Below are 11,819 nucleotides of genomic sequence, written 5' to 3'. Positions count from 1 at the left end.
GCACCGGACCCCGGAACGAGGCGCGGACGGGACTCCCGTCCGCGCCTCGTTCACGTCCGGCGCGCGGGCCCGCTCCCCGGCCGCCTCAGCCGGCGAACGCCTCGCGCACCGCGTCGAACTCGCGGGTCCACCACACCGCGAGCGCGGAGGCCGCGGGGAACTGCGGGTCCGCGCGGGTGTCGCCGCGCTCGTAGTGCCAGCGCAGCATCCAGAAGTCGTTGAGCCGCTCCCACCACACCCGGTGCGCCGCCGCCGCGAGTTCGGAGGGCGCCGCACCCGCCGTGCGCCGGTACGCGCGCGCGTACGCCCGCACCTTCGGCAGGTCGAGGGTGCCGACGGGGCGGACGAAGAAGATCGCGGCGGCCCGCACCGCCTCCTCCGCGCGCGGCTGCACGCCCAGCCGGTCCCAGTCGACGATCGCCGCGGGCGCCCCGTCGCGGTAGAGAAGGTTGAAGGGGTGGAAGTCGCCGTGCACCCAGCCCACCGAGCCGCTGCGGGCGGGACGGCGTCCGGCGTGCAGCTCCAGCAGCGAGCGGCGCTCCAGGAGCCGGTGGCGGGCGAGTTCGTCGAAGGCGTCGAGGGGGCGGTGGCGGTGGACCCGGCCGAGCAGTCCCTCGATGACGGCGAAGGTGGCCGCCGGGTCGGCGCTCTCGGCGGGAACGGCACGCGCGCGCCGGCACGGCGGCATCACGCGCTCCAGGCCCGCGTGCACCATCCCGAGCAGCGCCCCCAGCCGCCCGCACTGGTCCTCGGTGAGCTGACCGCCGTGCCGGTGGCGCCCCTCGACCCACGGGTGCAGGGCGTAGGCGTGGCCGCCGACCACGGCGACCGTGCGGCCGTCGCGGCCGGTGAGCGGCGGGGCGACCGGGACCCCGAGGTCGGCGAGCCGGCTGGTGGCGCGGTGCTGGCGGGCGATGGCGACGGGGTCGGCGGTCTCCGGGTCGAAGTGGTGCTTGAGGAAGTAGCGGCCGTGGGTCGTGCGGAGCCGGTAGCCGCGGTTCAGCAACCCCTGCTCCACGGGATCGCAGGTGAGCACGGCACCGGCGGCGTACTGGTGGAGGAGGGCGCCCAGAGGGGGCGCGTGATGCATTAAGGGTGGTACGGACGTTCGCGGCACGCGGCCGATGCTAGGGCACGATTCCCGGCCTTGACCTGGGGTTTGTCGCACACAGTCGCCAGCAGTCGCAATCGGTCACTAGAGGTTCCGGAAGTGGCGTCCCGGGCTCGTCCGGGGCTCGTTCCGGGCTCGTTCCGGGCCCGTCCGACGGTCGCGGGCGCTCGGTCGGGGGCGTCCTCGGCCGGGTGTCAGCCGGCGGTGCGGACGGTCACGAACTCGGGCGTCACGCACACGTACACCGGGTCGAAGGGCTCGTCGTCGGCGAGCGGCGGCGGGGGCGGACCGAACCGTTCCAGTTCGGCCGCGGTCGGCTCCACGGCGGCGCACTCCCCGACCACCTGCACGGACCACCGCACGGGACCGCGCCCGCCCCCGCCCCGCGCGCCGGCCGCTTCCCCGTCGCCGCCCGGTTCGTCCGCGCCGTACGCGACGATGCTGCCGACGCAGGACCGGTGGTGGTCGTGGCCGCGGTGCATGCGGAGCACCAGGCGGCCGTCCACCACGACGTGCCGCGCCGCCGCGAGGTACGGCAGCGCCCGCCGGCTGGTCGCCACCTGGCCGCGGTCGACCAGGCCGAGCAGGCGGAGGGCGAGCTGCGCGTCGGCCGTGCGGTCGGTCGTGGCGTCGGCCGGAGGCGGTGTCGGGTCGCTGATCGTCATGCCCCCAGGGTGGCCCGCGCCCACGCCCGCGCGGCAGGGGCGCCCGGCCCGTGCACCCGGGACGTAGGTCCCCGCCGTCCGCCCGTCCCGCGCGCTCGCCGGTGCCCGCGCGGGACGCTCAGCGCCGCTCCGCCTGCATCCGCGCGACGTACGCGGCGGCCTGCGACCGGCGCTGCATGCCGAGCTTGGCCAGCAGGCCGGAGACGTAGTTCTTGATGGTCTTCTCGGCGAGGTGCATCCGTTCGCCGATCGCCCGGTTGGTGAGCCCCTCGCCGATCAGGTCCAGGATCCGGCGCTCCTGGTCGGTGAGGTGGGACAGCGCGTCGTCGTCCTTGCCGGTGCCGCCGCCGCGCAGCCGCTCCAGCACGCGCGCGGTGGCCTCCGGGTCGAGCAGCGACCTGCCGGCGGCGACGTCGCGGACGGCGGACAGCAGTTCACCGCCCCGGATGGCCTTGAGGACGTAACCGGAGGCGCCCGCCATGATGGCGTCGAAGAGGGCCTCGTCGTCGGCGAACGACGTCAGCATCAGGCACCGCACGGAGTCGTCGTGGGAACGGACCTCGCGGCACACCTCGACGCCGCTGCCGTCGGGAAGCCGCACGTCGAGGACGGCGACGTCGGGGCGGGTGGCCGGAATCCTGACCAGCGCCTCCGCGGCGGTGCCGGCCTCGCCGACCACCTCGATGTCGTCCTCGGCGGAGAGCATCTCGTAGACGCCCCGGCGCACCACCTCGTGGTCGTCCAGCAGGAATACGGTGATTTTTCCGTCTTCGCGCACGCGGCAAGTCTCACACAGGACCGGGGGCCGTGCCCCTTGCGGAATGCTCCGCAATCTTCCCCGGACCGGGCCCGGGGAGATAACGTGCCGGTGTTCCGGCCTCCTGCGAGGCTGTGACCAGCGCCCTTGGCGAAGATGTCTCCGAATACCGGCGAAAGTGCTTGGACCTCCTAGCGAAAATGCTTGGAAATCCGAGCAAAATTGCAGGTCAGGAGGGTTTCGCGGAATTGTGGAGCACTGGGTAACGTAAAACTTGCAGGGCGCTCGCCGGGGCACCTGTCACGCCTGTTCCCGGCCGAGTTGGCACCCACCCCGTGCACGGGTGCCGGAGCAGGTGAGCCGCTCCCCGAGCTCCCAAAGGAGCAGAGGGATACCCAGCCCACCGGCAACCCCGAGGGCCGGACAGACGGAGGAGCACACGTGACCGTGGAGAGCACTGCCGCGCGCACACCGCGACGCAGCACCGGAAGCAAGGCCGGTGCCGCATCGTCCGGCACCGGGCGCGGCACCGCCCGCGCGAGCGCGAAGAAGAGCGCGGCCAAGAGCACGAAGAGCACCGGCGCGGGCACCGAGCCCGAACTCGTGCAGCTGATGACCCCGGAGGGCGAGCTCGTCGCGAGCGACGAGTACGCGGAGTACGCCGAGTACGTCGCGGCCATCACCCCCGAGGAACTGCGCGGTCTGTACCGGGACATGGTGCTGACCCGCCGCTTCGACGCCGAGGCCACCGCCCTGCAGCGGCAGGGCGAACTGGGCCTGTGGGCATCGCTGCTCGGCCAGGAGGCCGCGCAGATCGGCTCGGGCCGGGCCACCCGTGAGGACGACTACGTCTTCCCCACCTACCGCGAGCACGGCGTCGCCTGGTGCCGCGGGGTGGACCCGACCAACCTGCTCGGGATGTTCCGCGGCGTGAACCACGGCGGCTGGGACCCCAACAGCAACAACTTCCACCTGTACACGATCGTCATCGGCTCCCAGACGCTGCACGCCACCGGCTACGCGATGGGCCTGACCCTCGACGGCGCGGACAGCGCGGTGGTCGCCTACTTCGGCGACGGTGCCTCCAGCCAGGGCGACGTCCTGGAGGCGTTCAACTTCGGGGCGGTCTACAACGCGCCCGTGGTCTTCTTCTGCCAGAACAACCAGTGGGCGATCAGCGAGCCCACCGAGAAGCAGATGCGGGTGCCGCTGTACCAGCGCGCGCAGGGCTTCGGCTTCCCCGGCGTCCGCGTCGACGGCAACGACGTCGTCGCCTGCCTCGCGGTGACCCGCTGGGCGCTGGACCGCGCGCGACGCGGCGAGGGCCCGACGCTGGTCGAGGCGTACACGTACCGCATGGGCGCGCACACCACGTCCGACGACCCCAGCCGCTACCGCGCCGACGACGAGCGCGTCGCCTGGGAGGCGAAGGACCCGATCCTGCGCCTGCGGCGGCACCTCGAAGCGGCAAACCACGCGGACGAGGGATTCTTCGCGGAACTCGACGCCGAGAGCGAGGCGTTGGGCAAACGAGTACGCGAAGCGGTCCGGGCCATGCCCGACCCGGACCTGTTCGCCATCTTCGAGCACGTCTACGCGGACGGGCACGCGCTCGTCGACGAGGAGCGGGCCCAGTTCGCCGCCTACCAGGCGTCGTTCGCGGACGCAGACGCAGAGGGGGTCTGACCATGGCAGCGGAAAAGATGGCCCTGGCCAAGGCGATCAACGAATCGCTGCGCCACGCGCTGGAGACGGACCCGAAGGTCCTCGTCATGGGCGAGGACGTCGGCAAGCTCGGCGGCGTCTTCCGGGTGACGGACGGTCTGCACAAGGACTTCGGCGAGAACCGCGTCATCGACACCCCGCTCGCGGAGTCGGGCATCGTCGGCACCGCGATCGGTCTCGCGCTGCGCGGCTACCGGCCCGTGGTGGAGATCCAGTTCGACGGCTTCGTGTTCCCCGCGTACGACCAGATCGTCACGCAGCTCGCGAAGATGCACGCGCGCTCGCTGGGCACGGTCAAGCTCCCCGTCGTCGTCCGCATCCCCTACGGCGGCGGCATCGGCGCGGTGGAGCACCACTCGGAGTCCCCCGAGGTGCTGTTCGCGCACATCTCGGGCCTCAAGGTGGTCACCCCCTCCAACCCGTCCGACGCGTACTGGATGATGCAGCAGGCCATCCAGAGCGACGACCCGGTGATCTTCTTCGAGCCGAAGCGCCGCTACTGGGACAAGGGCGAGGTCAACACCGAGGCGATCCCCGACCCGCTGCACCGCGCGCGCGTCGCCCGCGAGGGCACGGACCTGACGGTCGCCGCGTACGGGCCGATGGTGAAGCTCTGCCTGGAGGCGGCCGACGCCGCCGCCGAGGAGGGCCGCTCGCTGGAGGTCGTCGACCTGCGCTCGGTCTCCCCGCTCGACTTCGACACCATCCAGGCGTCGGTGGAGAAGACCCGCCGGCTGGTCGTGGTGCACGAGGCGCCGGTGTTCCTCGGCTCGGGCGCGGAGATCGCCGCCCGCATCACGGAGCGCTGCTTCTACCACCTGGAGGCGCCCGTGCTCCGGGTCGGCGGCTACCACGCCCCGTACCCGCCGGCCCGCCTGGAGGAGTCCTACCTTCCGGACCTGGACCGGGTGCTCGACGCCGTCGACCGCGCCCTGGCGTACTGAGGAGAGGGGCGTGACGACGATGACGGAAGCCTCCGTGGGTTCTGTACGCGAGTTCAAGATGCCCGACGTGGGCGAGGGTCTGACCGAGGCCGAGATCCTCAAGTGGTACGTCCAGGCCGGTGACACGGTCACCGACGGCCAGGTGGTGTGCGAGGTCGAGACGGCCAAGGCCGCCGTCGAGCTGCCGATCCCCTTCGACGGTGTGGTGCGCGCGCTGCACGTCCCGGAGGGCACCACGGTCGACGTGGGCACGGTCATCATCGCGGTCGAGGTGGCGGGCGGCGCGGCCCCCGCGGCGGACACCGCGTCCGGACCGGCCGCCGACGAGGAGCCGAAGCCGGAGGGCCGTCAGCCGGTCCTCGTCGGCTACGGCGTCGCGGCGTCCTCGACGAAGCGGCGCCCCCGCAAGGGCGCGGAGGTCCCGGCCCCCGCGTCGCCCGCGGCCCAGGCGATCCAGGGCGAACTGAACGGGCACGCCCCGGCCGCCCCCGCCCCCGCCCCCGCCCCCGCCCCCGCGCCGGAGCCCCCGGCCCCGGCCGCACCCGCGGCGCCCGCCGCCGCGCAGGCCCCGGCCCGCCCGCTGGCCAAGCCGCCCGTGCGCAAGCTGGCGAAGGACCTCGGTGTCGACCTGACGACGGTCGTCCCGTCCGGCCCGGACGGCATCGTCACGCGCGAGGACGTGCACGCGGCGGCGGCCCCGGCGCAGGCACCCGCCCAGGTCCCGGCCGCCGTGCCGGCACCGGCGGCGGCGCCCGCGGCGGTCTCCTCGCCCGCGCCCTCCTACGACGGTGCGCGCGAGACCCGGATCCCGGTCAAGGGCGTCCGCAAGGCCACGGCGGCGGCGATGGTCGGCTCGGCCTTCACCGCGCCGCACGTCACTGAGTTCGTCACGGTCGACGTGACGCGCACGATGCGTCTGGTCGAGGAGCTGAAGCAGGACAAGGACTTCGCCGGGCTGCGGGTGAACCCGCTGCTGATCATCGCGAAGGCCCTCCTGGTCGCGATCCGCCGCAACCCGGACATCAACGCGTCCTGGGACGAGGCGAACCAGGAGATCGTGCTCAAGCACTACGTCAACCTGGGCATCGCCGCGGCCACCCCGCGCGGCCTGCTCGTCCCGAACATCAAGGACGCGCACACCCAGGCCCTGCCCCAACTCTCCGCCTCACTGGGCGAGTTGGTCACGACGGCCCGGGAGGGCAAGACGTCGCCGGCGGCGATGCAGGGCGGCACGATCACCATCACGAACGTCGGCGTCTTCGGCATCGACACCGGCACGCCGATCCTGAACCCCGGCGAGTCGGCGATCCTCGCCATCGGCGCGATCAAGCTCCAGCCGTGGGTCCACAAGGGCAAGGTCAAGCCGCGCCAGGTCACCACCCTGGCTCTGAGCTTCGACCACCGCCTGGTCGACGGCGAGCTGGGCTCGAAGTTCCTGGCGGACGTGGCCGCGATCCTGGAGCAGCCGAAGCGGCTGATGACCTGGACGTGACGTCCCCGACGTGACGCGACACAGGCCGGCCCCCGTTTCAGTAACGGGGGCCGGCCTCGTCGGTGGCGCGGAACTCGGCCCACACGGTCTTCCCGACGGCGAGCGGCTCGGCCGACCAGCGGTCGGCGAGCGCGGCGACGAGGAACAGCCCCCGCCCGAAGGCGTCCTCGCGACCGGCGTCCCGCACCTGCGGCAGACGTTCCCCCCGCGGATCGGTCACGGCAACCCGCAGCACGCCGCCCCGCAGGGACGTCTCCACCCTGAACAACCGGCCGCGCAGGCAGCCGTGGAGCACGGCGTTGGTGCACAACTCGCTCGCCACGAGTCCGGCGTTCCCGGCGAGGCCGGGGCAGCCCCAGGCGAGTGCCAGCGCGGCGACGCGTCTGCGGGCACGGGGCACGCTGTGGGGATACGGGGCGTAACTGACGCTGTCGAAAAGGCCGTTGGCCTTGCCGGAGCGGGGAAGCGGGCAGTCGTTCACCGGTACGCGCACCTCCATGTGCGGGCGAGGACCGGACGTGGTGGCTCTGCCGCGCCACCCGGAACGGGCAGACGGTGCACTTCCGCATCCTGATACCTCTGCGTTTAGGCGTGTGCACTGACGGTAGCGGTGTGGTGCGGCTTGCAGCAATCGATACGGGCAGAAATATTGCTGCCTCCTGTTTGTGCTGTTCGCGTTCGAACCCTCAGACTTGGGCGACTGAGGCGGAGGCTGGGCGATGACAGGAAACAATCCCGAGCGCGGGAAGACGGTCACCACCGTCCTCGGGCGTCGGCTCGGGGGTGAGTTGCTGCGGCTGCGAGAAGGCTGCGGGCTGAGGCAGCCCCATGCGGCAGAGGCTCTGACCGCCTCCGTGACCAAGGTCGCGAAGATCGAGCGTGGCCAGGTGCCCCTGCGTGACCCGGATGTCCGGGCCCTGTGCCACCTCTACAACGTGACCGACGATGCTGTGCTCGCGAGGCTTCTGTCCCTCGCCAAGGCCGATCGGGAGCGTCGAAAGGCCCGTGGTTGGTGGAATCAGTACCCACAGCTGCGCGCCATGTCGGAGTACGTAGCGCTTGAAGACATCGCGACCGGCATCCGGACCTGGCAACTGTCTATGATCCCGGGCCTGTTGCAGACACCGGACTACGCGCGGGCTCTCGCGGTGGGCAACGGCAACTGGACCGAACCGCACGAGATCGAACCCTTCGTCGAGTTCCGTATGGCGCGCCAGTCAAGGCTGGCAGGTGCGGCGCCGCTGCACCTGTGGGCGGTGCTTCACGAGTCCGCGTTGCGACAACTCGTGGGCGGACCCGACGTCATGCGGGACCAGTTGACGCATGTACTCGCCATGGCCGACAGACCGAACGTCCACGTGCAGGTGCTGCCGCTCATCGCGGGAGCCCATCCGGGAATGACCAGCGCGTTCACCGTCGTGTCGTTCGCCGAACCCGGTGCTTTGGACGTCGTGCACGTGGACACCAGTTCGTCCTCGCTGTGGTTGGAGAGCGATACTGACGCGGATTACCACGGCCGGCTCTTCGACCGGATCAGCCGGCTGAGTCTCGCGGAGCGGAACTCGGTCAGACTGATCGAGGCGGTCCGGAAGGGGATGTAGCCGACGTGTTTGCGTTCGAGTTCGTCAAGTCCAGTCACAGTGGCGGCAATGCCGACCAGGAGTGCGTCGAAGTGGCGCGCAATGTCCCGGGTGTTGTCGCCGTGCGGGACTCCAAGGTGGTGGAAGGACCCGTGGTGCGGGTCGACCCCGGGGTCTGGGCGCGGTTCGTGGAGGGGGCCGGGCGCTGAGCCCGGACGGGGCCGGCCGTCCGGGCGGGACGGCCGGGCCCCGGGCGGTCAGGCCGCCGACGCCGCCGTCGCCGTGCGCTCCGCCGTGCGGCGGCCCAGGGTCGCCGCGTCCTCCAGCGCGCTCGCGCGCGACGCCTCGTAGAGCGGGACCAGGTCGGCCATCGCGGGGTTCTGCGGTGCCATGGTCAGCTCGGGGACGATGAACTCCGCGTCCAGACCGAGGGCGTCCACGAGGACCGCCCGCAGGTAGTTCTGCACGTACTCGAAGCCCTCGCGCGGGGTGCCCGGACCGTAGGCGCCGCCGCGGCTGGCGACGACGGTGACCGGCTTGCCCTTGATCGAGGTGTCCTCGGCGCCGGCGGTGCGGCCCATGAGGATCACGTTGTCGAGCCACGCCTTGAGGGTCGACGGGATCGCGAAGTTGTACATCGGGGCGCCGATCAGCACCGCGTCCGCCTGCTCCAGTTCCTCGATGAGCCGCAGCCGCCCGGCGAACGCCGCGGCCTGCTCCGGCGTGTGCGTGTCGGGGGCCGCGAAGCCGGCGGTGGCGGACTCGGTGGTGAGGTGCGGGACCGGCTCGCTGTTCAGGTCGCGGTAGACGATCGTGCCCTCGGGGTGCTCCTGCTGCCAGGCGGCGCGGAAGGCCTCCGTGACGGCGCGCGAGGAGGAGGCGCCCTGCGGGAACACGGACGAGTCGATGTGCAGAAGGGTGGCCATGGGGACTCCGTAGACAGAGGGGGCACGGGGAGGTGCCCCGACGGGCACCGGGTTCGCACACCGGAGCCGTGGGCTAATGATTAGTACCTTACTACTTATAACATAGGGGCTTACTTTTTCTCAGTAGCCTACGGTGCCGACGGTACCCTGAAGTCATGACGGTCGAGGAAAGCCATGACGCGGGCGCGTGCCGAAGGGTCGACGACGGCATCACCCGGGTCTTCCAGCTGCTCGGGAAGCGCTGGACGGGCCCGATCGTCGCCGTCCTGATCGACAGCCCCGCCCACTTCGCCGACCTCCGCCGCGCGATCCCGGGCATCAGCGAGCGGATGCTCTCCGACCGGCTGGCCGAGCTGGGCGCGGCGGGTCTGCTGGTGCGCGAGGTGGACGAGGGGCCGCCGCTGCGCGTCTCCTACCGCCTCACCGAGCAGGGCGCGGCCCTCGGGCCCGCCCTCGGCGAACTCCGTTCGTGGGCCCAGCAGCACCTGCGCGACGGCTCGGGCGACTGCGGCTGACGGGCGGCCGTGGCGCTGTCCGGGCGCGGTTCCGCGGGGCCAATAGAAGATCAATTCGAGGGTCACGCGGAACGGTGACGGACCCGTTCCGGTGATCTTGGCGTGGTTGGCTCCGGTGTCGTGACCTCAGTACTTTCTTCTCTTTCCGCACCGGCTTTCGTGCCGCACGGGCAGACCGGCGACCCGGCGGACGGCCCGTCTGCCGAAACCTTCCGCCCCTCCCTGTTCCGACCCGCCGTGCCGGCCGAACGAGCCGGTCTGGACGCCCTGTTGGCCTCCGGCTGCGTCCGTTTCGTGCACGACCGCCTCGACGAGCAGCTCGACGAGCTGGCCTCCTGCCTCGTACCGTCGGGCGACCCCGCGGCACTGGCCGCCGCGCGGCGCGACGCCCTCGGCGACGTGCCCGTCGAGCGGTACGGGACGTGGGCCTGGTACCCGTGGTCGGGCCGGCTCGTGCGCGTCCTGCCCGAGGAACCGTTCCGCCTGGTCCGCACCGACCGCAACCGCGGCCGGATCTCGCGCGCGGAGCAGGAGCGGCTGCGCGGCTGCCGGATCGGGGTGGTCGGGCTCTCCGTGGGCAACGGCACCGCGCTCGCCTGCGCCATGGAGGGACTCGCAGGATCGTTTCGACTCGCGGACTTCGACCGGGTGGGCCTGTCCAACCTGAACCGTCTGCGGGCCGGTGTGCACGAACTCGGCGTCGAGAAGACGGTGTTGTGCGCCCGGCAGATGTACGAGACCGACCCCTACCTCGACGTCGAGCTGCTGCGCGGCGGGGTGACCGAGGACAGTGTGGACGCGCTGTTCGGCGGTGCCGGCCCGGACGCTCCCGCCGGTGCCGGCGGCCTCGATCTGCTGGTCGAGGAGTGCGACACCCCGTGGGTGAAGTTCGCGGTCCGCGAGCACGCGCGGCGGCTGGGGGTGCCCGTGCTGATGGAGATGAACGACCGCGGCATGCTCGACGTCGAGCGCTTCGACCTGGAGCCCGCCCGGCCGGTGTTCCACGGCCGGGCGGGCGCGACCACCGCCGACGACCTGCGGGACCTGGACCGGGCCGGGCTCCTGGCCTGCCTGCTGCGGGTGGTGGACGAGCAGGCGCTGAGCCCGGAGATGACGGCCGCCCTGCCCGAGATCGGCCGGACCCTGTCCAGCTGGCCGCAGTTGGCGAGCGGGGTGGCGCTCGGCAGCGCCCTCGTCGCGGACACCGCGCGCCGGGTGCTGCTGGGCCACCCGGTGCCGTCGGGCCGCTACTACGCGGACCTGTCCGAGATCGTGGGCGGCGGCGCCCAGGGGCTGCCCTGCGCGGGGCCGGGCGCGGCGCCCAAGGCCGAGGCGCCAACGCCCGCGCCGTCCGCCCCCGGTGAGCCCACCCCCGTGACCCCCGCCCCCGTGACGCCCGCGTTCGCGGAAGGAGGCGCGCGCCGATGACCGCCCGCATGCCCGACCTGCGCGGCCACCACCTGAACCTCCGGGAGCTGCGCCCCACGGACCACGAGGTCTACGAGCGGATCTTCACCCACCCGCTCCTCACCCGGTACCTGGGCGTGGACCGGATGTCCCGCAAGGCGGCGCAGGACGCCTTCGCCCGCGCGCTCGGGCAGCCGCACGACCTCCCCCGCACCCGGTACTCCCTCGCCGTCACCGCGCCGGACGACGACGCGATGGTCGGCACGGTCGGCCTGCTGGTGGAGGGGTACGGCAGCAACGCGATGATCACCGGCCTGGTGCTGCTGCCCGGCGCCCCCGTGACCGGGCACGGCCACGAGGCGGGACGGCTGCTGATGGCGTACGCCTTCGGGCGGCTGGGCCTGCACCGGGTGTGGGCGGGACACCGCGCGGACCACACCCGGATGGGCGCCGTCATGGAGGCGGCGGGCCTGCGGCGGGAGGCGACCGTCCGGCAGTTGTTCCGCACCCGGGACACCTGGCACGACGTGACGACCTACAGCGCGCTCGCCCCGGAGTGGCTCGGCCAGGCCACCGGGGCGGAACGGGCGGTGGCGGCCGGCCCCGGCCCCGGGGGACTGACGCTGGCGACGTGAGCGCCCCGTCGGCGGGCCCAGGGAGACGGAAGCGGGGCGGTACGGGAGTCCCGTACCGCCCC

General features: G+C 72.5%; 13 protein-coding genes. 8 read left to right on the top strand and 5 right to left on the bottom strand.

Features of this window, described 5'->3' with window-relative positions:
- Positions 1-85: 85 nt before the first annotated feature.
- From ACFZA0_RS10230 to ACFZA0_RS10220, 3 genes are all read right to left on the bottom strand, one after another.
- Entirely contained in the window at positions 86-1,090 is a 1,005-nt protein-coding gene (locus ACFZA0_RS10230) for a phosphotransferase (protein ID WP_391013910.1), read from the bottom strand.
- 215 nt (positions 1,091-1,305) lie between these two features.
- Positions 1,306-1,776 carry a pyridoxamine 5'-phosphate oxidase family protein gene (locus tag ACFZA0_RS10225; protein WP_391013908.1) on the bottom strand — a complete coding sequence of 157 codons (471 nt, stop codon included), beginning with the start codon at positions 1,774-1,776 and terminating at the stop codon, positions 1,306-1,308.
- A 118-nt stretch (positions 1,777-1,894) separates the two neighbouring features.
- On the bottom strand, positions 1,895-2,554 hold the full coding sequence (locus ACFZA0_RS10220) for a response regulator (protein WP_391013906.1): 660 nt from the start codon (positions 2,552-2,554) through the stop codon (positions 1,895-1,897).
- A gap of 420 nt (positions 2,555-2,974) precedes the next feature.
- Between ACFZA0_RS10220 and pdhA the strand changes: the two genes are divergently transcribed.
- From pdhA to ACFZA0_RS10205, 3 genes are read left to right on the top strand one after another with little or no spacing between them, the layout of a single operon-like run.
- Positions 2,975-4,219: a pyruvate dehydrogenase (acetyl-transferring) E1 component subunit alpha gene (gene pdhA / locus ACFZA0_RS10215; RefSeq protein WP_391013904.1), complete on the top strand. Its 1,245-nt coding sequence runs from the start codon at positions 2,975-2,977 to the stop codon at positions 4,217-4,219.
- 2 nt (positions 4,220-4,221) lie between these two features.
- The gene (locus tag ACFZA0_RS10210) at positions 4,222-5,202 is read left to right on the top strand and encodes a transketolase C-terminal domain-containing protein (RefSeq protein WP_391013902.1); all 981 of its coding nucleotides are present in this window, start codon (positions 4,222-4,224) and stop codon (positions 5,200-5,202) included.
- 10 nt (positions 5,203-5,212) lie between these two features.
- Positions 5,213-6,694, top strand: a complete 1,482-nt coding sequence (locus ACFZA0_RS10205) for a 2-oxo acid dehydrogenase subunit E2 (RefSeq protein ID WP_391013900.1) — start codon at positions 5,213-5,215, stop codon at positions 6,692-6,694.
- Positions 6,695-6,731: 37 nt separating this feature from the next.
- Here the strand turns inward: ACFZA0_RS10205 and ACFZA0_RS10200 are convergent, their stop codons facing one another.
- Entirely contained in the window at positions 6,732-7,175 is a 444-nt protein-coding gene (locus ACFZA0_RS10200) for an ATP-binding protein (protein WP_391013899.1), read from the bottom strand.
- 238 nt (positions 7,176-7,413) lie between these two features.
- On the opposite strand from ACFZA0_RS10200, the gene ACFZA0_RS10195 reads away from it, so the two are divergent.
- Together ACFZA0_RS10195 and ACFZA0_RS10190 are read left to right on the top strand one after the other, a co-directional pair.
- The gene (locus ACFZA0_RS10195; protein WP_391013897.1) at positions 7,414-8,295 is read left to right on the top strand and encodes a Scr1 family TA system antitoxin-like transcriptional regulator; all 882 of its coding nucleotides are present in this window, start codon (positions 7,414-7,416) and stop codon (positions 8,293-8,295) included.
- A 5-nt stretch (positions 8,296-8,300) separates the two neighbouring features.
- Positions 8,301-8,483: a DUF397 domain-containing protein gene (locus ACFZA0_RS10190; protein WP_391013895.1), complete on the top strand. Its 183-nt coding sequence runs from the start codon at positions 8,301-8,303 to the stop codon at positions 8,481-8,483.
- 48 nt (positions 8,484-8,531) lie between these two features.
- Here the strand turns inward: ACFZA0_RS10190 and ACFZA0_RS10185 are convergent, their stop codons facing one another.
- Entirely contained in the window at positions 8,532-9,200 is a 669-nt protein-coding gene (locus ACFZA0_RS10185; protein WP_391013893.1) for an NAD(P)H-dependent oxidoreductase, read from the bottom strand.
- Positions 9,201-9,355: 155 nt separating this feature from the next.
- Here ACFZA0_RS10185 and ACFZA0_RS10180 point away from each other — a divergent pair, with 155 nt between their 5' ends.
- From ACFZA0_RS10180 to ACFZA0_RS10170, 3 genes are all read left to right on the top strand, one after another.
- Entirely contained in the window at positions 9,356-9,715 is a 360-nt protein-coding gene (locus ACFZA0_RS10180) for a winged helix-turn-helix transcriptional regulator (protein ID WP_391013892.1), read from the top strand.
- A gap of 237 nt (positions 9,716-9,952) precedes the next feature.
- Entirely contained in the window at positions 9,953-11,143 is a 1,191-nt protein-coding gene (locus ACFZA0_RS10175) for a ThiF family adenylyltransferase (protein ID WP_391013890.1), read from the top strand.
- Positions 11,140-11,757, top strand: a complete 618-nt coding sequence (locus ACFZA0_RS10170; RefSeq protein ID WP_391013888.1) for a GNAT family N-acetyltransferase — start codon at positions 11,140-11,142, stop codon at positions 11,755-11,757. The genes ACFZA0_RS10175 and ACFZA0_RS10170 overlap by 4 nt, the downstream gene beginning before the upstream one ends.
- The last annotated feature ends 62 nt before the right edge of the window (positions 11,758-11,819 follow it).

This window comes from Streptomyces sp. NPDC008150 (assembly GCF_042956945.1).
Classification (GTDB): domain Bacteria; phylum Actinomycetota; class Actinomycetes; order Streptomycetales; family Streptomycetaceae; genus Streptomyces.
Note: the sequence above shows the minus strand (reverse complement) of the source record. Positions and strands in the feature narration are given on the sequence as shown.

Coding starts and splice junctions, on each gene's coding strand:
- ACFZA0_RS10225 (WP_391013908.1), bottom strand. CDS start 1,776: ATGACGATCAGCGACCCGACACCGCCTCCGGCCGACGCCACGACCGAC.
- ACFZA0_RS10195 (WP_391013897.1), top strand. CDS start 7,414: ATGACAGGAAACAATCCCGAGCGCGGGAAGACGGTCACCACCGTCCTC.
- ACFZA0_RS10210 (WP_391013902.1), top strand. CDS start 4,222: ATGGCAGCGGAAAAGATGGCCCTGGCCAAGGCGATCAACGAATCGCTG.
- ACFZA0_RS10180 (WP_391013892.1), top strand. CDS start 9,356: ATGACGGTCGAGGAAAGCCATGACGCGGGCGCGTGCCGAAGGGTCGAC.
- ACFZA0_RS10230 (WP_391013910.1), bottom strand. CDS start 1,090: ATGCATCACGCGCCCCCTCTGGGCGCCCTCCTCCACCAGTACGCCGCC.
- ACFZA0_RS10185 (WP_391013893.1), bottom strand. CDS start 9,200: ATGGCCACCCTTCTGCACATCGACTCGTCCGTGTTCCCGCAGGGCGCC.
- ACFZA0_RS10170 (WP_391013888.1), top strand. CDS start 11,140: ATGACCGCCCGCATGCCCGACCTGCGCGGCCACCACCTGAACCTCCGG.